Source organism: Olivibacter sp. SA151 (genome assembly GCF_054130995.1).
This window is the reverse complement of the sequence record NZ_CP096391.1, coordinates 4407651-4429910: the sequence shown is the minus strand read 5'-3', so window position 1 is coordinate 4429910 and position 22260 is coordinate 4407651. Positions and strand designations below refer to the sequence as shown.

Annotated in this window: 19 protein-coding genes; 9 read left to right on the top strand and 10 right to left on the bottom strand. The window is 42.6% G+C overall.

The window, feature by feature from the left end:
* Positions 1-201 precede the first annotated feature (201 nt).
* A complete protein-coding gene (locus M1D52_RS18190; protein WP_437393349.1) occupies positions 202-867 on the bottom strand; it encodes a family 16 glycoside hydrolase in 666 nt (221 codons plus the stop codon).
* A 357-nt stretch (positions 868-1224) separates the two neighbouring features.
* Here M1D52_RS18190 and M1D52_RS18185 point away from each other — a divergent pair, with 357 nt between their 5' ends.
* On the top strand, positions 1225-1743 hold the full coding sequence (locus tag M1D52_RS18185; RefSeq protein ID WP_377612155.1) for a hypothetical protein: 519 nt from the start codon (positions 1225-1227) through the stop codon (positions 1741-1743).
* A 70-nt stretch (positions 1744-1813) separates the two neighbouring features.
* Here the strand turns inward: M1D52_RS18185 and M1D52_RS18180 are convergent, their stop codons facing one another.
* The gene (locus M1D52_RS18180; RefSeq protein WP_437393350.1) at positions 1814-2746 is read right to left on the bottom strand and encodes an SRPBCC family protein; all 933 of its coding nucleotides are present in this window, start codon (positions 2744-2746) and stop codon (positions 1814-1816) included.
* Positions 2747-2853: 107 nt separating this feature from the next.
* Here M1D52_RS18180 and M1D52_RS18175 point away from each other — a divergent pair, with 107 nt between their 5' ends.
* Positions 2854-3900 carry a GlxA family transcriptional regulator gene (locus M1D52_RS18175; protein ID WP_404273972.1) on the top strand — a complete coding sequence of 349 codons (1047 nt, stop codon included), beginning with the start codon at positions 2854-2856 and terminating at the stop codon, positions 3898-3900.
* Positions 3901-3966: 66 nt separating this feature from the next.
* Here M1D52_RS18175 and M1D52_RS18170 read toward each other — a convergent pair whose 3' ends face one another.
* A complete protein-coding gene (locus M1D52_RS18170; protein ID WP_437393351.1) occupies positions 3967-5481 on the bottom strand; it encodes an FAD-dependent oxidoreductase in 1515 nt (504 codons plus the stop codon).
* Positions 5482-5647: 166 nt separating this feature from the next.
* Here M1D52_RS18170 and M1D52_RS18165 point away from each other — a divergent pair, with 166 nt between their 5' ends.
* Positions 5648-6052 carry a DUF1801 domain-containing protein gene (locus M1D52_RS18165; protein ID WP_013665857.1) on the top strand — a complete coding sequence of 135 codons (405 nt, stop codon included), beginning with the start codon at positions 5648-5650 and terminating at the stop codon, positions 6050-6052.
* Between the two features lie 65 nt (positions 6053-6117).
* Here the strand turns inward: M1D52_RS18165 and M1D52_RS18160 are convergent, their stop codons facing one another.
* The 3 genes from M1D52_RS18160 to M1D52_RS18150 form a co-directional block, all read right to left on the bottom strand.
* A complete protein-coding gene (locus M1D52_RS18160; protein ID WP_437362862.1) occupies positions 6118-7011 on the bottom strand; it encodes a bestrophin family protein in 894 nt (297 codons plus the stop codon).
* A 289-nt stretch (positions 7012-7300) separates the two neighbouring features.
* The gene (locus tag M1D52_RS18155; protein ID WP_437393352.1) at positions 7301-8500 is read right to left on the bottom strand and encodes a GTP-binding protein; all 1200 of its coding nucleotides are present in this window, start codon (positions 8498-8500) and stop codon (positions 7301-7303) included.
* A gap of 53 nt (positions 8501-8553) precedes the next feature.
* Positions 8554-8757, bottom strand: coding sequence for a hypothetical protein (locus tag M1D52_RS18150; protein ID WP_041387347.1), 204 nt, complete (start codon positions 8755-8757; stop codon positions 8554-8556).
* A gap of 86 nt (positions 8758-8843) precedes the next feature.
* On the opposite strand from M1D52_RS18150, the gene M1D52_RS18145 reads away from it, so the two are divergent.
* The 4 genes from M1D52_RS18145 to M1D52_RS18130 are packed head-to-tail and all read left to right on the top strand — an operon-like array spanning position 8844 to position 11587.
* Entirely contained in the window at positions 8844-9260 is a 417-nt protein-coding gene (locus M1D52_RS18145; protein ID WP_013665860.1) for a MerC domain-containing protein, read from the top strand.
* A complete protein-coding gene (locus tag M1D52_RS18140; RefSeq protein ID WP_437393353.1) occupies positions 9257-9892 on the top strand; it encodes an ABC transporter ATP-binding protein in 636 nt (211 codons plus the stop codon). Before M1D52_RS18145 ends, M1D52_RS18140 begins: the two co-directional genes overlap by 4 nt.
* A 3-nt stretch (positions 9893-9895) precedes the next feature.
* Positions 9896-11122: an ABC transporter permease gene (locus M1D52_RS18135; protein WP_437393354.1), complete on the top strand. Its 1227-nt coding sequence runs from the start codon at positions 9896-9898 to the stop codon at positions 11120-11122.
* A gap of 3 nt (positions 11123-11125) precedes the next feature.
* Complete coding sequence (locus M1D52_RS18130; RefSeq protein WP_013665863.1) at positions 11126-11587, top strand: hypothetical protein; 462 nt, start codon at positions 11126-11128, stop codon at positions 11585-11587.
* 264 nt (positions 11588-11851) lie between these two features.
* On the opposite strand, the gene M1D52_RS18125 is transcribed toward M1D52_RS18130, so the two are convergent.
* From M1D52_RS18125 to M1D52_RS18110, 4 genes are all read right to left on the bottom strand, one after another.
* Positions 11852-12736: an alpha/beta fold hydrolase gene (locus M1D52_RS18125; RefSeq protein WP_437393355.1), complete on the bottom strand. Its 885-nt coding sequence runs from the start codon at positions 12734-12736 to the stop codon at positions 11852-11854.
* A 268-nt stretch (positions 12737-13004) separates the two neighbouring features.
* Positions 13005-15278 carry a catalase/peroxidase HPI gene (gene katG / locus M1D52_RS18120; protein WP_437393356.1) on the bottom strand — a complete coding sequence of 758 codons (2274 nt, stop codon included), beginning with the start codon at positions 15276-15278 and terminating at the stop codon, positions 13005-13007.
* 523 nt (positions 15279-15801) lie between these two features.
* Positions 15802-16755, bottom strand: coding sequence for a bifunctional helix-turn-helix transcriptional regulator/GNAT family N-acetyltransferase (locus M1D52_RS18115; protein WP_457941576.1), 954 nt, complete (start codon positions 16753-16755; stop codon positions 15802-15804).
* An 86-nt stretch (positions 16756-16841) separates the two neighbouring features.
* On the bottom strand, positions 16842-17636 hold the full coding sequence (locus tag M1D52_RS18110; protein ID WP_013665867.1) for a nuclear transport factor 2 family protein: 795 nt from the start codon (positions 17634-17636) through the stop codon (positions 16842-16844).
* A gap of 218 nt (positions 17637-17854) precedes the next feature.
* Here M1D52_RS18110 and M1D52_RS18105 point away from each other — a divergent pair, with 218 nt between their 5' ends.
* Together M1D52_RS18105 and M1D52_RS18100 are read left to right on the top strand one after the other, a co-directional pair.
* Positions 17855-19000: an efflux RND transporter periplasmic adaptor subunit gene (locus M1D52_RS18105; RefSeq protein ID WP_013665868.1), complete on the top strand. Its 1146-nt coding sequence runs from the start codon at positions 17855-17857 to the stop codon at positions 18998-19000.
* A gap of 77 nt (positions 19001-19077) precedes the next feature.
* The gene (locus tag M1D52_RS18100; protein ID WP_437393358.1) at positions 19078-22257 is read left to right on the top strand and encodes an efflux RND transporter permease subunit; all 3180 of its coding nucleotides are present in this window, start codon (positions 19078-19080) and stop codon (positions 22255-22257) included.
* The last annotated feature ends 3 nt before the right edge of the window (positions 22258-22260 follow it).

Sequence of the window (22260 nt, the reverse complement as noted above, 5' to 3'; positions counted from 1 at the left end):
TCCTTCTATCACTCGTTCCATTGCCTGGCCAGCCTCTGTAGCGCCATCGCATCCCTTGCATGTTTTTTATTAACAAAAGAAACATCGATCAGTTTTATATCCTGTATTTAATCCGCAAGAACACTGGCATAACAACTAAGTTTACATTGACAAGGCTAGGTCGATTCGCTATTTTAGCGATGTACTGCGAATTTCGGCTTCCTAGTTGTTTATTGACCTCAATTTTATATTCCTGAACCATCCATCAGAAGAATTTCCGGTCCAAAAGCCCACCCAGCCGGTATTAGTTTTACTAAGTCTATCCACAGATAGTGTTGGCACGTTACTGTCATTAATATAAACATCAACCGTTGATTCTTTAACGTGTATCCGAACATGGAACCAGTCATCTGGTTTGATATTCATATTCAACGCTGCTTCATATTTTCCGGGATTGTCACTGCGGAGCTTATTCCATGTATAGGTAGGATGAGCAATGTATTGGACACTGTGCGATTTCCGTTCCTGATTCTCGAAATTAAAAGGACGAAAATAGACTGCCTCAAAGGTTTGATCATTACTTCCATGGAAGGCGATACCTACAAAGCTTCGCTGCGGGGTATTACTTCCTTTTATGTCAGCTTCTATGACCCCTTGCCGAAAGTTTACACCATTTATCCGTAAATAACCATCACCCTCTTTTGCTGTCAGATAAATATCGTTCCTTTCAAACGTAACCGTCCGATTTATCGCCACGGACCGGGTTTGTATTACTTTAGCATCCAGCGTGATCGAATCCTGTGCATAGGCTATGGATAAGCCGAAAATACTCATAAATAGCGCGATAAGCTTGGTTACCTCCTTGTTGTTTTCTAAAATTGTTTTCATGCGATTTAAATGATTATAGACGTATAACTGGGTTAACTTATTGAACAAATGAAAAAAATTCAGTCGGATCTAACAAATTCAATGCAGTTCAAAATCGTTCAATTGCGTTCCAAGCCCAGCCAATTTTTCGGATTTTCTCTCGGGTTGTAAATCAACCTTCATCGTCTTTAATCAACTTTTAGGATGTTTTCTAGCAAATTTCATTCACTGAATGTGCTTATTCGAATAGTTTAGTCATTCATTAGCAAGCACTTTGTAGAAATTGGGCGGAATCGTCTAAGCTATTAGTCGATTTCTGAAACCATTTGATGAAGCGAACTGTTCTATCAGCAGATATCATTTTATGAATAGAAACCTATGAAAAAAGGCCTTGTCAGGAAATTTCCAATAATCATCATCCCATTCATGGCAATGAACGTCATCGCATTTTTGTCCTGTAGTAATCAGCAAAAACGAATGAATAGCGAAGACATGGTGAATGCCCATACCACAAATAGTGATGAGCTAGAAGTTCCTTATGTATTAGCTGAAAACTATTTTGTCCGAAACGATTTTGATGAAACCAGTTTATCAACACCTAAAATATCAAGTCGTGAAGAGTTTGATAAAATTTTTGGAATGGCCACAGTTATGGGGGATCAGGGGAAACCGACCCCGATTGATTTTACAAAGCAATTTGCTATTGCCGTTATTTCACCTGCAGATGAACTGGCCGTGAAGATGAAGGCGGTCTCCCTGCAAAAAAAGGAAGGTCATCTCCTCCTGCGTTATAAACAAGATATTGGTGCTAAACTAAGCATGAAGATACAGCCATTTTTATTATTGGTCGTTGATAAAAAGTTTGACGGGCAAGTCGCGGTAGAAGAGGAAAAGTGAACATTGCATTTTTATATATTCCCTAATCCCAAGAGCGTCCTCGGGACTAGGGAATACGTATTTTTACCACTTATTTATTGTAATCCGGATAGGGGGCACCCTTACCGGTTTCGCAAAGGCGCTTCAGACTTCTGAAGAAAAGCGCCCAATCATAACTGCAAGAGGCAAACTCGGGCGTGTAGTTTTTCCATCCATCGTGATGGAAGAACAGTATACATCCTTTTTTATGCGGTTCGAGCTCAAAAGTAAGCCTTGTGCCTATCCATTCTTCATAAGCGCTAACACAAAGCCATTTTATCTTACTGTAGGGTTTAAGCTGCTCCACTTTCATTTCTTTGAAATAGTCAGGGCCGAAAGAAAAGCGTAAGATACTTCCAATGGTTGGTTTTGCCAGGGTATCCGGCGTCCACCACCCCGCTAAACCTTCTTGGGTAGTTAGGGCCTCAAAAACTTTTTCAACAGGTGCTTCAATAAGCAATCGATGACGAATGCTTTTGTTTCTTGTTGTGTCACTGTTTTCCGGCGACTCTTTCTCCAAATCTTCGGTTTCATCATCTCTGGGTGTCGCACTCCCTTTCCCGGTTAAGATTAAATCCTTTAAGCTGTTCTGGACGTAATGTGTCCATGCGTCGTGGCAAATTTGGAAGCACTCATAGGCCGGAACCAAGCCCTGATGTGTAAATCTCAAAGTTGTTTTTCCGTCTTTTTCGGATAACTCAAAAATTACATAGGTATCTTTCCATTCCGTTTTTTCTTGCGCGAACTTGAAATAATTATCAAGCACATGCCAAACTACTTTTTCATTCGGCACCATTTCAGTGATTTTCATTTTCGCCCGGTGCACATCTTGATAATGGTAAGAAAATTCACTATGGAGCTTGTCTGTATCGCCGTTAATATTTTCTGACCACCAACCACGAACGTTGTTAACCGCCTTAAAAACTTCCTGTGGTTTTGCGTTGACCACCAGCGTGGTGCTAAAACTTTTATTTTCACTTTTCATTTTATTTTGATTTTATTCTTTTTCGTACTGTCTTAAGTCAAAGTTAGCGATCCAAGTACATCAACCGGGGGTGTCAAATAGACTTTATGGCGGGTTGATTTAGACATATGAATTGGTTAACTTTGCATATAACCGTCGTAAATCCGAAGCAGATGAAACACCTTACCATATTAGTACCCAATATACAAACGGCCAACAGTACCATCGCTTGCATTGTTGGCGCGTACCAAATTTTTACCGGTGCCAACAGCTATTGGGAGAAAAAAGGGAATAAACCATTATTTAAAATCGAGACGGCGGGCGTAGCAGAAGAATCTGCATTTATCAATGGACTGCTGACTATAAAGCCACAGATCAATATATCGGCGTTAAAGAAGACCGATCTTGTGTTAATTCCTTCTTTAAACCCTGAATTCAAACAAGCAATGGAAGATAATATGGTGTTGATAAACTGGTTTCGCGAGCAATATAAAAATGGCGCAGAAGTGGCTAGTATGTGCACGGGTGCGTTTATGTTAGCCTCCTCGGGATTACTGGATAAAAGGAGTTGTTCTATTCATTGGAATTCAGCAGACAATTTTAGGTCCTTATTTCCGGAAGTACAGTTAAAAACCGAAAAATTAATTACGGATGAAAACGGTATTTACACTAATGGGGGTGGTTACTCATTTCTGAATCTACTTTTGTATTTGGTTGAGAAGTATTATGATCGGGAAACGGCCATTTATTGTTCCAAAATCTTTCAAGTAGAGATTGACCGTCAAACGCAATCTGCTTTCACGATATTCACCGGACAAAAGTCGCATGGCGATGAAGTTATAATAAAAGCGCAGCAATATATAGAAGATAATTTCAATGAGAAAATTTCCGTAGAAGATCTTTCGAGAAAACTTGCTATAGGTAGGCGAAATTTTGACCGACGATTTATAAAAGCGACCGGTAATACGCCTATTGAATATTTGCAGCGGGTAAAGATCGAATCGGCCAAAAAAGCGTTTGAAACAACGCGTAAGACCATCAATGAAGTGATGTACGAAGTAGGTTACTCAGATGTAAAAGCTTTCCGTGAAGTTTTTAGAAAGATAACGGGACTATCGCCTTTAGATTATAAAAATAAGTACAATAAAGATGCCGACAGCATGTTGTCGGATTAAACACTTGGTTCACGTCTTTAATAAAGATACGTTTATTGTGTATCTTGCGCATACAAAAAGACAGTATTACGATTTAGACGGTTCATGATGAATGGGGGCTAAAGCGCTTATTGCAGGTCCCTCAATCACCTCCCCATCTGTCGTAAAGCGACTGCCATGGCAGGGGCAATCCCAAGACTGTTCACCACTATTCCAATGGACAATACAGCCCATATGGGGGCAGACCGCTGAGACAATGAATAGGTCTCCTGTTCGATTTCGGGATACGGCACATTTTTGCCCTTTAATCTCCATAATCTTACCTTCCGTTGGCTTTATTTCGGAGAAGTGGTCCACATTTTCTTTAAATAAATAATCTTTAATTAACTCATAGGTAACAGAAGCATTGGCTTTTATATAATTGGCGGCCGACGCAATGGGCGTAATGCGCGAAGCATCATACAGCTTATTCCATGGGTTTGGATTGCCGATGATTTCAGCACTGATAATGATAGCAGCGAGGGTCCCATAAACTAAGCCATCGGCCGAGAAGCCCGTAGCGATATAGGTTTTCTTACTACCGGAGCTCTTGCCAATGTACGGGATACCATCCGCCGGCTTATATTGTTGAGCGGCCCAACTGTAAACAACGGAATTAACATTAAAACGTTCGCGGAGGAAATTCTCTAGATTCCGGAAGCGCGACTCGTTGTGTTCCTCTGTACCAACCTTATGCTTCTCTCCCAATACCATCAGCACTTTGCCATGGGCCGTATCGTAGGTTCGTATAGAATAATGCTGTTTCGATATCATATCCCAATAAGTTCCATTAGGAGGGTAGTTGTCATTTAGTGTGGCTGCAACGGCATACTCCCTGTAAGGCTCCATAGAAGAATGGACGAAATAGAGGCCTTTGGGTGTGTGTGTTGCCATAATTACTTCTGTTGCCGTTATCTTACCTCGATCAGTTATGACGGTACAGGGTTCACCTTCTTCATAACTCATCATTTTGGTGTGTTCAAAGATTAAACAGGAATCTGACTGAATATGTTGAGCCAGTGCAACCGTATATTGCAAAGGGTTAAATTGAGCTTGATTGGCGATGCTGAAACCGACACTTGGCTTTATATCAAATGGAATAAAATCCGATGTTGTTAGGCCAGCTCTTTCCACTGCTTCTCTTTCTTTTTGGATGTAAGAGGCACTTTCCCCTTGTTCGGAGAATAAACACCAAGGGACATGTACAAAGCCGCAATTGATATTGAACTCCTGTATACGCGCTTCGATAAAATCAATGGCGGCTGCCCGCGATTCAACTACTTGCCTCGCGTGCTCCTTACCCCACTTCTTTTCAATGGTATGCAGTCCTTCGCTACCCGGTATGGCATAAAGATTCCCGGTAGAAAATCCTGTGGAGCCTTCGCCAATAGCACGGGCTTCTAGTACGGTTACTTTTTTTCCTTGCTTTGCCAATAAATAGGCAGCGGTAATACCCGTAATTCCGCCGCCAATGATTGCAACGTCTACGGTAAGGTCCTGATCGAGAATAGGAAAGGAGCCTTGCTTCGAGTTATCTTTCCATACAGAAGTTATGTTTACCATAATCAGCAGATTTATCTTTTAAAAGCAACACAAGGCCCCCTTCATTTGTTTCAAAAGAAAGTGGGAAGGATCATACACTTAAAAATGCTTTGTACCTCGTAAGGAAAAAACGGATAGAAAAAAATGAAGTAAGAAAAATGTTTTTATTTTTAAAGAAATTAAAAGAATGAAGAATATTATTGCTAAAGAAATTCTCGACTACAACAGTTTTCTTAAAGGTGAAGACCAAGCTATCTGTGAATTACTTGCCAAAGAAATCAGTAGCAACTTACCTGAAGCGGAGAATAAGATATGGCACCGTCATCCCGTTTGGTTTTTGGAAGGCAATCCTATTGCCGGCTATAATAAACTCAAAGCCGGTGTGCGACTCATGTTTTGGAGCGGGGCCGATTTCGGAGAAGAGGGGTTAAACCAACGAGGAGGTAAATTCAGAGACGCCTCTATCTTCTATCATTCAGTTGATGAAATTGATACAGACGATTTGCAACGCTGGCTCGCAAAATCAAGAGCCATTCAATGGGATTATAAAAATATTGTAAAACGTAAAGGCAAACTGGAAAGGCTAAAATGAAACATACAATACTTCATAGCTTCTTGCCGCAGCCTGTCCTAGTGTAATTCTTTTGAACCCGGAGGTTAGAGAATGTAAAAAGATTCCGGATTCAGCGGCGCCGGTGTTTTACTTTCTTTCAGTAAATTACAGGTATTAATATGGATGGTTCGTGCAACGGCAGTAACCGGTGTATCCGTTGGACGATTATCAAAAGGATCCTGGAGATGAGTGGCTGTTCTTTCGAGCAGTAGAAAACATCCGGATATGACCACCAGTAGCGGTATTTCATATATACTATCAATTTCACCCAGCGAAATGGATAAAGTAACTACAAAAACGTAAATCATAAAATGCAGAAACAAGCGATAAGTAACCGGGAAGACCGTGTTTTTTATACGCTCTGCCATGCCCATCGCATCCGAGAACTTAACTAAAGTTGTGTTTAATTGAACATGATAGAATTCGGTTAAATGTCCATCTTTCTTTAAATTCGCAATTTGTAACGCATTCATTTGCAACAGCGCTAGCGGTTTGTTACTATGGTTATCCATTTCTCGCATATCCTCTGTATTGATTAGATCCTCTATGTTTTTTTTCGGATCCAAACCCCGTAAATTCTGCCCTAAACTATAGCACCATGCAACATGCCGAAGCGCTATCTGCCGGATAATGGCTTGCTTTTCTTCGCTTACGAAGGATTGTAATTGAAGAACCAAACTTCGACTGTCGTTAACAATCGCGCCCCAAATTTTCCGGGCTTCCCACCAGCGGTCGTACGATTGGTTTAGATTAAAAGATAGTAGAACCGAAATCGCGGTGCCTATGAAGGCCGGTATAGCTATCGGCATTTGAGGAATGAAATCAATGAAATAAATAGCAATAGATTTCACAATCAGGCCGATGATAATAACATATACTATTTGTACGCGAATTTTTCTAAATATATATGCAATTGGAATCTTGGTATTCGTCAGCATTTTTCCGTTCTTATTATTTTGCCATAATCTGTTGCATAATAGGTGTTTTTCATTAAAATGGCATTAGAAAGGGACGGTTTCTGCAACACAATCTTCGGTTCAAAGGGCTGTATGTAGGGGCCTCTTTCGGGGTATATTCGCCACATATCCACGGTATATCCACGGTATATTCGCCTTTAGGGTAGCAAACGTGAGCTTTTAGCGGTAAAGTAGCGAGTAGGTAGCGGCTAAAGAGAGGGTGAAGCAAAGAGCGCCGAACCGTAGCCCGGCACTCAAACCAAACACCATATTATATCGATTGTGGAAATACATCTTCCCATAATTTGTCTTGCCAATTTTGAGCTTCGGCATCTGTGAGCAGGCAACCTTCGATTTCTTTCAAACATTTTTCCTTATTAAGGTACTGGCCAATAAATACCAGCTCGTTCTGACGATCTCCCCATTTTTTATTCCATCTCTTCTCAATTTCTCCTTTGTATTCATGATAGGCTGCGTATCGAATTCTTTCTTCATAGGGCATGCTGCACCACCAGTGGCCCGCACTTTCTATGCGAAGGCTGCCGCCGGCCTGACTGAAGTTAATCGCTTTGTCAGGTCTGGAAGCCAGCCAAAACAGTCCTTTAGCGCGGATGATCGAATTGGGGTAGTCTTGATTAAGATAGTTATACCATCTCATCGGATGAAAAGGCTTCGGCGATCTGAACACGAAGGAAGAGATGCCATATTCTTCCGTTTCCGGTATGTGTTCATCTTCCAGTTCTTTCTTCCAGCCAGCCGCATTTGAAGCTTCTTCATAATTAAAGAGACCAGTATTTATAATAGTCGCCGGATCGACCCTGCCAAAAGCGGATCGAATGATGCGTGCATCGGGATTTAGTTGTTTGATTGCCGCTTCCAATGTACCTATTGTATTTTCTGAGACAAGATCCGTCTTGTTGAGGATGATGACGTTTGCGAATTCTAATTGATCTGTAAGTAGATTAACAATGGCACGGCTGTCATATACGTCGTCAGTGAGCGAGCGGTCAAGCAGTGTTTCCTGTGTGCTAAAATCCTGAAAGAAATTAAAACAGTCTACTACGGTTACCATGGTATCAATGTAACTGAACGAGCTGAGGTCGATACCTTGCTGTTGATCTACATAGCTCCAGGTTTGCGCTACGGGTATCGGCTCCGAAATACCTGTACTCTCGATAAGTAAATAATCGAATCGATTCTCTCTGGCAAGCTTTTCCACTTCGACAACCAAATCTTCCCGCAGTGTACAACAGATACAGCCGTTGCTCATCTCCACGAGTTTTTCCTCCGTTCGTGATAGTACATTTTCGCGACTTACCATTTGAGCATCGATATTGACTTCGCTCATATCGTTCACAATCACAGCAACTTTTAGGTTCTCCTTGTTGTGCAATACATGATTTAACAGGGTCGTTTTTCCGGCACCTAGGAAGCCGCTTAATACCGTTACAGGAAGTTTTTTTATTGTCATATCTAATTGTTCTTTACGTGTCCCAATTTGGGGTATACGCTTTGTTTAAAGGGTTACCGTTGTTTTTCGACTATTTCGAGCCAGGATACAATTTTTCGATAATGATCAAGACCATACAACCGGATAAATTCAATGGTTTCGGGATGCTTGTCTTGTTTGTAAATAGCCAACCGTCTTTTGGCAAAATCGGCACAAAGAGGTATGCCGCACATTTTAGTGATACAGTAATGCCAGGCTTCGAAATCTTGTGGTATCATTTTGATGCAATTAAGTTGCAAATGTAAATACTGTTTTGTTATTTTGCAACTTAATTGCATTTGTTAATTATTAAATAATGAAAGTCATGAAAGTAACGTTACTGGGAAAAATGGACAGGGTTGGTATGACGGCTTCCGCTTTATGTGCTATCCACTGTGCATTGATGCCATTTGTAATAACCTTGCTGCCTCTAGTTGGGCTCGAATTTCTGTCCAATCCCTGGGTGGAAGTTGCTGTAATTGCTTTATCGGTGCTTGTCGGTATGGCTTCGTTGATTCCTTCTTATCTCAAGTATCACCGTAAGATGTTACCGCTTTTGATGTTAACCATAGGCTTTATACTGATTTTTGGAGCCCACTTACTTGGTTTTCACGAAATGGAACCGGTCCTTGTGCCCTTAGGAGGGTTCACCATCGCGGGTGCCCATTTTTTAAATTGGAAATTCAACAAGCCTTATCATTGCGCTGCTTGCATCGCCGAAAATAAAAATGAATCTAGATGAGTGTGCTTATATCTTATAGCGATCTCGAGGTGCGGTATAAGAATGGCATTGGTTTATCGTTTCCGGCATTTGGAGTCGACAAAGGGATGCATTGCCTGATTCTTGGAGATTCGGGCACGGGAAAAACCACCTTGCTTCATGTCTTATGTGGTCTTATGAAACCGTCGTCGGGCATTGTAACGGTAGCAGGTGTCGATATTTATGGATTATCTCCGAAGCGAATGGACCAATTCCGCGGACAGCATGTTGGGCTGATTTTTCAACAGGCCCATCTTATCAAAAGCCTAACGGTCCTTGAAAATCTCAAAATGGCTCGCTGGCTGTCCGGATTAGCAGAAAACACGAGTGAGTTATCTGCGATATTGGAGAGATTAAATATGGGCGACAAAATTAAAAGTTATCCCCATGAGCTAAGTCAGGGACAACTACAGCGCGCTGCCATTGCTAGGGCTCTCGTGAACCGACCTCGGCTGCTGATAGCCGACGAACCCACTTCTGCGCTGGACGACCGTAATGCGGAGGCCGTGATTGCACTTTTATTAGAGCAGGCACAAAGTTACGGTGCAACTTTGCTAATTGCCACGCATGATAAAAGACTAAAGGACAAATTTTCTAGCACCTATATATTGTAAAGAATGAAGCTATTCCGCATTGTCTGGAAGACTATTATTTATAATTTTTCCTCGTCGGCACTTTGCATACTTCTGTCTGCATTGGGAACGGCGATTTTGTGTCTGGTTTTGCTGCTGTCGTCGCAGATCAATCGGCAGATCAGCTTGAATGGCAGCCACGTTGATCTGGTAGTTGGTGCTAAGGGAAGTCCTTTGCAGTTGATTTTAAGCAGTATTTTTCACGTCGATTATCCTACGGGAAATATTCTGTTAGATGATGCGCGCAAAATAGCGGCTCATCCATTGGTTAAGTTGGCCGTGCCACTATCTATAGGAGATAATTACCAAGGATTCCGGATTGTCGGGACTGACAGCCGCTTTCTCGACCTGTATGGTCTTCATTTAGTTTCGGGTAAATGGGGAGCGAGCGACTTTGAAGCGGTGATAGGTCATGAAGTAGCCAAATCAGAAGGACTTAAATGTGGGGATAAAATTGTCGGAGCGCATGGTCTGGCCGATAGTGGAGATCTTCACGGTGATCATCCTTATACTATCGTAGGGATCTTGGAGGAGAGTCGTAGTATAGCGGATCGCTTGGTACTGACGAATTTGTCAAGCGTTTGGCATATGCATGAACATGAGCATCAGCATCAGGAACATCAGCGTCAACATCAAGAAAAGGAAGAGCTACATGACTTGTTGAATATGAATGTACAAGGAAGAGAGATTACAAGTATGTTGATTCGTTATAAGAATCCTACGGCCGTCGCTATGTTCCCACGACTGGTTAATCAGACTACCAACATGCAGGCTGCTTCGCCGGCGATAGAAAGTGCTCGCTTGTTTTCAATGATGGGAGTCGGTTTGGATGCGGCGAGCGTTTTAGCTGTGGTACTTATGCTAATGGCTGCTGTAAGTGTCTTTGCCAGTCTTTATAACTCGTTTAAAAACAGGAAATATGAGCTGGCGATCATGCGGTCTATGGGTGCCGCTAAAAGCGTCTTATTTAAGCTGATGCTACTAGAGGGGATGCTGATTACAGCAATGGGCGCTATATCCGGTGTTCTATTGGCTCACATTGCCGCCCTTGCCATCGCTGTAGAGGAAGGTGGATATTTTGTCGATGCCTATGGTTTCGGGATCGAAGAAATTTCCGTTGTGCTGGCGGCTTTATTGCTGGGATTCAGCGCGGCCTTGATACCTGCAGCCAAGGCCTATTCTACTCCAATTTCGGAAACCTTAGCTAAATAATATATGTTATTTCGACGACTGTTTGCATCGATTTTTTTGTTGGCTTTCACCGCACAGGCTCAAACGCCCGATCATCAGCTGATGATGAATGAGGTTTGGGAGGCCTTTGATCAGTTGATGTACAAAGTTACAACAGAAGATGACGGTACTACCGTTTATACGCCTCACTTTCCCAAGGTATTGAAAGATTTGGATCATACGACGGTAACATTACCCGGTTATATGGTGCCTTTTGAATTGGGACGAGATCATCATATGTTTATGCTATCGGTTCTTCCCGTGATGCAGTGCATGTTTTGCGGTCAGAATGGGATCCCGCCACTGGTGCAGGTGACCATGAAAAGTGGAAAGGCAAGGTTTTCCAACAATCCGTTAAAAATAAGGGGAAAGGTGTATTTAAATACCAATCTCGAGAAAGGTGCGGAAATACAGATTTTGGATGCCGAAGTTGTTGAACAGGACTAAGCTTGAGGAACAATAACCAATCATTCGGAAGCCATTCAGCCCCTACTATTGTCATCCAAATGTCGAATCGACTTAATAAGTTAAATTGTTGGCAAAAATATTTTGATGTGTGTACTTTTTACACTATCTTTGTGTCATCATAATTTAGGTTTATAATTGGTTAGTTAAAAGTCTTCAATCTCCCCGGTTGAAGACTTTTTTTATTTCATGTTTAGCAATATAGCGATACGTTAGCAAGTACAAAACAGGCTTCGATATTACCGACTATTCCATAAATACACTGGGTTCTTTTTTATTGTCTAAAAACTCTTCAGCCATAGGTATCCACCAGCTGGCCCTTGCCATCATACCGATATGTGTAGTACCTGGTAAGATAGCCATGCGAGAAGTAGACATTTCGCCGAAGTCGCCCATTTTAGCACCACCCTTCATGCGCATCAGCTCATTGGCATGTTCATAGCGAATACCGTCCGCATCACCTAATAACATGAGGATAGGAATATCCATTTTACGAACGTCTTCTGTCCAATCGTAAGGTTTTAAATCAATGCTCATTGTCTTGGTGAAAAACTCATTAAATTTCTCTGGATGAGGAGAAAGGGCTTTATAAGCATCTTCTAATGGCGAGCCTTTAAACATATTTGCAGTCATCGTTGCGAACGTTTTTTCCGTTTCGGGCCACCAACCATCGTGTTTATAAGCACCAGATACAATCACTAGTTTTTTCACTTGTTCCGGATGGCGGATACCCATTTGGAAAGCAACTCCGCCACCCATGCTATAACCGAGTATGTCAGCGCTATCGATGTGAAGGTGTTTAAGTAACTCGCTAATATCATCCGCCATATTTTCGTAACTGAGCGCACGGGGAATGTCAGCTGTACGGCCGTGCCCCTGCATCTCTGCTACCACAATTTTTCTGTTTTTGAAAAGAGGAATAATTTGTTCCCAGTTCATCGGAATGGTCATAAACGAACCGTGAATCAGTACAAGCGGTGTTCCCTCGCCGTGCACTTCATAATACATCTTTAAACCATTTATTGGCGCATAACCCGTTTTGTTCTGAGATGGCTGGGCATAAAGTTTTACTTGGAATCCTTGTGAGACGACAATTAGTGCAAGGATGATACATGTTCTTAACGATTTCATATTCTTTGTTTTAGATAATAGTTGCAAATAGAAAAATAACTTGTTGTGTTTTATATAGCGCTTTATAAAACAAAGGTACGGGCCATTGCCTTATGAGATGAGGGGTGAAATTGGCAATGTGAAGGGGGGATTACGACAATGTGATGGTTGGGTCAACGAGTCAATTCATCGGTAGTTAGGTTACTAAGTTAAATGATACACGGTTGTTGTTCGTGAAGCTGCAAAACAAAGCGATGAAACATCCATCGCTTTGTTTAAACTATAGTTATTACTTGAGATCAAAGCGATCTGCATTCATCACTTTGGTCCAGGCGGCAACGAAATCTTTCACAAACTTGTCTTTCCCATCCGAACTTCCATAAACTTCGGCAATGGCTCTTAGTTCCGCGTTTGAACCAAATACCAAGTCGGCGCGCGTGGCTGTCCATTTGGGCTGCCGCGTTGCGCGGTCGTAGCCTTCATACAGTTCCTGGTCCGGTGATGACGCTTTCCATGCTGTACGCATATCGAGCAAATTTATAAAGAAATCGTTCGTTAATACACCGGGTGTACTTGTAAAAACGCCGTGTGCGGATCCGTCGAAGTTTGTGTTCAGTACACGCATACCGCCTACCAGTACCGTTAGCTCCGGAGCCGTAAGTCCTAACAATTGTGTTTTATCGATTAGCAGTGCTTCGGTAGGTATGGAGGATTTATTCTTGCGATAATTACGGAATCCATCAGCGGCAGGTTCTAAAAAGGCAATGGATTCGACATCAGTTTGCTCTTGCGAAGCATCCATTCGCCCCGGGTTAAATGGAACCGTGATGGCATGCCCCCCATCCTTCGCTGCCTTTTCGATGGCGGCGCATCCTGCCAACACAATCAGGTCAGCGAGTGATACTCTTCTTCCTCCCGGTTGCACGTTGTTGAATTCCCTTTGAATATTTTCCAAAGCGTGTAATACCTTTGTGAGCTGAGGAGGATTATTTACCGGCCAATCTTTTTGTGGTGCTAGGCGAATGCGAGCGCCGTTGGCACCCCCGCGTTTATCTGAATTGCGGAAAGTAGCAGCGGAAGCCCACGCGGTGGAAATTAATTCCGATACACTTAAGCCGGTAGCAAGAATTTTTGCTTTTAACATAACGATATCATTGGCGTCTACCAACGGATGGTCAACAGCGGGGATCGGATCCTGCCAGATTAATTCTTCTTTAGGTACATCCGGGCCAAGGTAACGACTACGGGGTCCCATATCACGATGAGTCAATTTAAACCAGGCACGAGCGAAGGCATCTGCAAAAGCATCCGGATTTTCCAGAAAACGTCTTGATATCTTTTCAAAACCAGGATCAAGCCGTAGCGCAAGATCTGTGGTAAGCATGGTGGGCTTCCGCTTTTTTGTTGGATCAAAGGGGTCAGGAATAATGTCGCCCGCATCTTTCGCTACCCATTGATGCGCACCGGCCGGGCTTTTCGTTAATTCCCATTCAAAGGCAAAAAGATTTTCGAAAAAATTATTGCTCCACTGCGTTGGTGTGGTTGTCCATATCACTTCCAATCCACTGGTAATGGTGTCTGGCCCTTTACCGCTACCATAGCTGTTATGCCAACCTAAACCTTGCGATTCCAATCCTGCAGCTTCGGGTTCTTTTCCTACATGGGTTGCAGGTGCTGCCCCATGCGTTTTTCCAAAGCTGTGGCCTCCGGCAATCAGCGCAACAGTTTCTTCGTCATCCATGGCCATACGGCTAAAAGTGTCTCGTATGTCTTTTGCGGCGGCAATAGGATCCGGATTGCCATCTGGACCTTCAGGATTTACATAGATCAGTCCCATCTGTACCGCTGCCAGCGGTTTTTCTAAGTCACGCGAGTGGATGTCACCATCCGCATCATCATCTGAAACCAGTACGCCATGACCTTCCACGACACCTTCTGACCCGTGTGTATAACGTACGTCACCACCCAGCCACGTCGTTTCCGCTCCCCAATATACATCTTCTTCGGCTTCCCACATATCTTCGCGCCCACCCGCAAATCCAAAAGTTTTAAAACCCATTGATTCCAAGGCAATATTTCCGGCAAGGATCAATAAATCGGCCCATGAAATGTTACGACCATATTTTTGTTTAATTGGCCAAAGCAATCGACGGGCTTTATCTAAGCTCACATTATCAGGCCAACTATTCAGTGGCGCGAAGCGCTGTTGTCCACCCCCCGCGCCACCGCGGCCATCACCTACACGGTAAGTGCCGGCGCTGTGCCAAGCCATACGAATAAATAAGGGCCCATAGTGGCCAAAATCAGCTGGCCACCAGTCCTGTGAGTCGGTCATGAGAGCATGTAGATCCTGCTTTACCGCTTCGAGGTCCAGACTTTTAAATGCTTCGGCATAATTGAAATCGGGATCCATCGGATCGGATAGGGAAGAGTGTTGACGTAGAATGTTTAGTTTTAATTGATTAGGCCACCAATCTTGATTTCTGGTGCCACCGCCACCAACTGCTTGTTTTAATAATTTTTCGCCGTGAAATGGACATTTACTGATGTCTTTTGATTCCATGTTAGAGATTTTGCGTTGAGAAAATAATTATTTATCACTTAAGTACTCGTACAAACGGACTACAGCTACTGGTTTCTTGTGGCTTGTTTATGTAATTGGCTAATAAAGTACGTGTCGTTTTCGCTGTAGCGCTAACAAAATTTTTAATTAAGTTGCGAATAAATATTTAAAGTAGCAAGTGTGTCTTTGGTTTTTTGAGTTGTTGAAACGTTGTGTGGCGACTAGTAGCCTGTGGTTTCTCAAATCACTTGTTGAGATGGAGATACGAATAGCCACATGCCGAAATCCAATTGCTAGTAGCAGCCAATATTGTCATGAAAATGTCGAATCGATTACCGGGTATAAAGTTTCGGTGAAAATAGTTTGTAATGTGTACTTTTTACACTATCTTTGTGTCATCATAATTTAGGTTTATAATTGGTTAGTTAAAAGTCTTCAATCTCCCCGGTTGAAGACTTTTTTGTAGTATCAATTTGCCCGAGTCACTATCGAAATAAGAACAATCTAGATAAAGTCCGACTAGCTAGGCACATATTAAGGACATCTGAATATTACAGCGCTTATAGGGTGAAACGTGACCGCTAATTTTTTGGAAACCTAACTTATAATATAGATTAATAGCAGGCTTAAGGATCGTATTGCTTTCTAAATAAAGAGCTTTTGCGCCTATTTTACGCGCTTCGTCTATTGCCGATTGGCCGAGTAGATAGCCAATGTTCTTCCCTTGGGCTTTGGGAGATACCGCCATTTTTGCGAGTTCATAATCATAGTCTGGATCGTTCATTTTAATCAGTGCGCAAACACCCACCGGCTCGCCATGATATAAAGCTACGAAAATCTTACCTCCCGGGTTCAGGATGTATTGATCCGGATTTTCCAGCGCTTGGCGATCGGCTTCTTCAAGTTCAAAATAAGTGGAAATCCACTCTTCATTGAGTGTTTTGAAGGCAGTATGATAAACGGGATTATATTTTACAATCGTTACATCTTTGCTTTCACGAATTTTTTTTTGCTCTATCACCCGTTTGTAGAGTGACTGCTGATCTAGCAGAAATTCCCACTCTTCCATGGCTTCCCATAAATTATGCTGTGCAGTTGAAATCAGCGTGTCAATAGCAGCATTGACATCCGCATACTGATCTTTTATTTTGACGCCTAGCAGTCTTCCTTTTTTTGTCAGCGCGACTACATTTCTTCTTTTGTCGTCTGTTTTGCGGTTTTCCAATATCAAACCTGCAGCTGTCATCTCGCGGATAATTTTGCTGACCGATGGTTGAGAGTGGCCGATTTTGTTAGCGATCTCACTAATGGTATTTTCACCTTCTTCTGCTAAGATGAAAAATACCGGAAACCACTTCGGTGCCAAATCGACGTCATATAACTTATAAATGCGAGCGGCATCTTCAGTAACTTTTGCTGTTAATAATCGCAGACGGCTTCCTAGCGCCATCTTTCCCGTTTTTTCGAATAAATCCATTTTGAATAACTAATTACATAACCAGTTATGCAAATATAAAGAAAGATTTTTTAAAATTAATAATAGGCATGCTTTCCGATCTGAAACTACTGCTGAAAATGTGCTGCTTCTTCTACAATATCTCCGAATTCGCAAATGACGACTTTCTTACCAAGCTTATCATCGTTAATGAAACGAAATGTTAAGTCTCTTTCCTTCATAAAAAATAAACCTTCAGTTTCTGGATAGATTTCGAAACTTTTCGAACCGATTGTTAAGCTCAAATGCTTGTCTTTCACACTAACTTTTATCTCGCCACTTTGCGGTCCTTTATAAGTGCCTTCGTATGATTGAAGCATTTTGCGTGTTAATGTGATTTCTTTTCTCCTATTGATATATTTCGCTGGCCCGTGGTCATAACTTAAAACTCGACTCATAAGCCACTTCCCATCGCGTAATAACCATAAATTGGCAAAAAGGGCACGTCCGTCTAGGTGCTCATTTTTGTTTTCTTCTTTTAGATAAAAGATATGTTCTCCCGTAATCAACGCACCATATATCGAATCGACAGAACGTAACAGATGGATTTGTACGGTTCCGTCAATCGGCTCGCGCCGCAATCTAAAAGTTGAACTACAGAGGTTATTCTTTATGCTTGCGATCATGGCTGCTTTTCCCAGCGTAACGCCACCTTTATCATGATAAAACTCGATATCATCACTGATCAGTTGGCTTTGAAGTTTAATGTCACAGGTATTATATCCATGCCAGAAAAGACTATCTTGTTTAAGTATCTGTATTTCGATGTCTTTTGCCTGATTCTGAGCAATTGCTTCTTGAAACAAAAGGACAAGTAAAATAAGAAAAGATACAAGCGTGATGTTGTGTTTTAGGTATTCCATATTCTTGACTGAAGTATTGCTTATAGACTCCTGTATTATTGATTTGTTTCAATACCAGTACAGTTAGTAATCGGTTTTTATTTATATGCCATTAACTGCAATGGAGACTATCTAAAATGATTTTCATTTTACATAATAAACAAAGTAAATACTTTGTTTATTATTCTTTTGTCTATACCTTTGAGGTCATATTGAATAAGGGAAAAAAATGAAATAACATGGAGTACACTTACCATATTGGCATGGCTGGAATAGTGCTTGCCTTGCTAAGTGGCTGCGGGCAGGGCAGCCAATCTACTACCCCTGCCACATTACAGGAATTTGATGTGATGACCGTTGCACCGCGTGATGCTGAGTTGTATTTTGACCACCCGGCTACGGTGCGAGGCCAGCAAAATGTGGAGATTCGTCCTAAAATAGATGGTTATATTGCGGAAATACTGGTAGATGAGGGTGCGCAAGTAAAGAAAGGCCAGCTATTATTCCGTATCAGCAACCCGCAATATGAGCAGGAAGTGCTTACTGCCCAGGCCGCTGTTAAACGAGCCGACGCTGCCGTTAATACCGCGAAGATGCAGATTGCAAAAACGGAGCCTTTAGTGAAAAAGGAGATAATCAGCGAATACGAGCTGCAATCAGCTCACTTAGAATTGGAAGCGAGGCAGGCAGAATTGGCCCAAGCAAAAGCATCGCTGCAAAATGCACAAACCAACCTCGGTTATACAATTATCCGCAGCCCTGCCGATGGTGTTATCGGCACACTTCCGTACAAAATCGGAAGTTTGGTAAGCAGTACCAGTGAAGAAGCGTTGACGGTACTGTCAGATATTTCCAATATTCATGTTTACTTTTCCTTCTCCGAAAAACAGTTTCTTGAACTAATCGATAATCCTAAAGATCAACCTATTATTCATGATGTGTTAAAACGAATACCTCCTGCGCAATTAATATTAGCAAATGGACGTGTTTACACAGAAAGGGGTAGTATAGAGACCACCGGCGGTTTGATCAATACGGGCACAGGTGCCATTGCCATGCGTGCACTTTTCCCCAATAAGGCCGGAATGATCCGCAGCGGGAGCAGCGCTACGCTTCGTATTGCCCGCCTAATAGAGGATGCACTTATTGTACCGGCAAAGGCCACCTTTGAGGTACAGGGGAAAAAGTTTGTAATGACCGTTGATAGCGCCAATACGGCACACTCGGTTGAAATCACCGTGAATGCACTGCCTGTTGGTGATGCTTTTGTTGTAAACAGTGGTTTGCATAGTGGAGACCGCATCGTAATGAAAGATGTAGGGGCAATTAAAGACGGTGATAAAATAAAACCTAGAAATCAAGTAGCTATTACAACCAAGCGATAAAAAAATGTCGCTTTTTTGGGTAACGGCATCCTTAACAGCATGCCCTAGCCACTGCTTTACCTTTAAATTTTGAAATCATGTTAAAGAAATTTGTGGACAATCCGGTGCTATCGACCGTTATATCCATTATCATAGTTATACTCGGACTGTTGGGATTAACTACGCTTCCAATTTCACAATATCCCGAGATTGCGCCGCCAACGGTGCAGGTAACGGCTTCTTATCAGGGCGCCAATGCCGACGTAGTTATGAAAAGTGTTATCATTCCTTTGGAAGAACAGATCAATGGCGTAGAACATATGACCTATATGACTTCCAAAGCGAGTAACGATGGAACGGCCGTTATTACCGTTAATTTTGAACAGGGCACGGATCCCGACCTAGCGGCCGTGAATGTACAGAATCGGGTGGCAAAGGCAACGGGTGTAATGCCGGCGGAGGTGATCAAAACGGGAATTACGACCACCAAAAAACTGAATGCGGAGATCTTCGGTTTTTTGATTTACAGCGAAAACAACTCGTACGATGTCAATTTTCTTGATAACTATATGCGTATCAATATTGTACCGGAGCTGAAACGTATACCGGGCGTCGCCGATGTGCAAGTATGGAGCGATCAAACTTACTCGATGCGTATTTGGTTAAAGCCGGATGTCATGGCTTCTTACGGATTGGTACCGGATGATGTATTAGCAGCCCTCGCTGAACAGAACCTAGAGGCAGCTCCCGGAAAGTTAGGTGAAAACAGTAGTAAAACCTTTGAATATGTACTCAAATATACCGGGCGATTGGAAAAACCGGAACAATTTGAAGATATTGTACTGCGAGCAACTCGGGATGGACAGCTGCTTCGCTTGAAAGATGTTGCTACCGTTGAGCTCGGTGCCTTTAGCTATAATACCGATCTTACTGCCCACGGTTTCCCTTCGTCAGGTGGAGCTATTAGCCAGACTGCAGGTGCGAATGCGCACGAGATCAATGAGCGGATTGTTGAGATGCTCAAAAAAGCGGAAGCTGATTTCCCTTCGGGGGTTAAGTGGACGACTTTTATTAATGTGAACAGTTTTCTGGATGCCTCGATTGCTAAGTTGGTTCAAACACTCGTAGAAGCCTCTATCTTGGTGTTTATTATTGTTTTTATTTTTCTACAGGATTTTCGTTCAACATTGATCCCGGCAATTGCCGTGCCTGTAGCGATTATAGGAACGTTCTTTTTCTTAAAAATATTTGGCTTCACCCTGAACTTGCTTACTTTATTCGCATTGGTGTTAGCCATTGGTATTGTCGTGGATGATGCGATAGTTGTTGTGGAGGCGGTTCATGCCAAGATTGGTCAGGGAGCAAAGTCGGCACGAAAGGCCACCTTACATGCGATGAACGAAATTAGCTCGGCCATTATCTCCATTACACTGATTATGGCAGCCGTTTTTGTCCCGGTTACTTTCATTCAAGGATCTGCGGGCGTATTTTATAAACAATTTGGAATTACCTTGGCTGTCGCCATCATCATTTCCGCAGTGAATGCACTGACTTTAAGTCCGGCACTTTGTGCCTTATTTCTAAAATCTCATGAAGTAACAGATGAAGCGCATACAAAAAGAAATTGGTTGCGGCGTTTCTTTATCATGTTCAATACTGCTTTTGCGGCGTTAAGCGATCGATATATTCGTTCTGTAAAGCTGCTTATCAAGCATAAGTGGCTTGCCATAAGCGGTATCGTATTATTCTCTACGCTGCTCATCTTTTTTTTGAAAACCACGCCAACAGGATTTGTTCCTAACGAAGATTCGGGTGCAATCTACGGCGATATTATCTTACCGCCTGCATCGACACTAGAGCAGACAACTAGGATAGCCAACGAGGTCGATAGCATCGCACGAAGTATGCCCGAAGTGGAACTTAGCTCCCGTTTGGTAGGCATGAACCTAATAAGTGGGACTGGAGGCTCTTATGGTGCAATGTTTATCGCACTTAAACCTTGGAAAGAACGGACCGGTGAAGGCCAAGACATCAACAGCTTGGTAGAAAAGTTATTCGCTAAGACAAGGCATATTCGTGGAGCAAATATCATCTTCTTTGCGGCTCCCACCCTACAGGGTTTCGGTAATAATAGCGGTTTTGAAATTCAGTTACTGGATAAAACCGGCGGTACCTACGAACATTTTGGAGCTGCTGCTGGTAAATTTATGGCAGGCCTGAGCAAGCGCCCGGAGATTATGTATGCTGCCACACCCTTTAATACCAATTTACCGCAATATCAGGTGAAGGTTAACGTTCCTTTGGCTAAGGAGGCAGGGGTAGATGTTGGCGGTTTATTAAGGACTTTGCAGGGATATATGGGCGGAATCTATGCATCCGATTTTAATCGTTTTGGTAAACAATACAAAGTACTCGTTCAATCCAACCCCAGTTACCGTGCAGAGGAAGCAGATCTGGAAAAAATCTACGTGCGAAATGATAACGGAGAAATGGCGCCTATTTCCACGTTTGTAACGCTAGAACGTACCAGTGGCCCGGAGTTCATTAATCGTTTCAACTTATACACTTCGGCTACCGTAAATGGAGCTCCCAATCCCGGTTATAGTTCAGGTGACGCTATTCGCGCCATACAAGAGGTCGCTCAGGAAACACTGCCGAGGGGGACTGATTTTGATTATAGTGCCTTGACGAGGGAAGAGATTAATAGTGGTAATCAGACACTGATGATATTTGGGCTTTGTCTCATTTTTGTCTACTTTCTGCTCAGCGCCCAGTACAAAAGCTATATCCTTCCATTTGCTGTACTGTTATCCCTACCAATAGGTCTGGCAGGAGCCTTTTTGTTTGCACGCCTAGGAGGGCTTGATAATAATATTTTTCTTCAGATCAGTCTAATTATGCTTATTGGATTGTTGGCTAAGAATGCCATTTTGATCGTGGAGTTTTCCGTCCAGCGTCGTAACAGTGGTTTAAGTTTAGTGCGTGCAGCGATATCGGGTGCTTCGGCTAGGCTACGGCCTATTCTGATGACGTCTTTTGCCTTTGTTTTTGGATTATTGCCTTTAATGCTGGCTTCGGGAGTGGGGGCTTTAAGCAATCGGTCCATTGGCACTGCCGCGGTGGGAGGTATGTTGATAGGTACCGTGTTCGGTATTTTCGTGATTCCGACACTGTTTGTTATGTTCCAGGCGTTGCATGAGCGCCTTAGCGGACGAACGATCAGGGAACAAAATGAAGACAATTGGGAGAAAAAAGTGATGGAAGCGCCATCGTTATAAGTT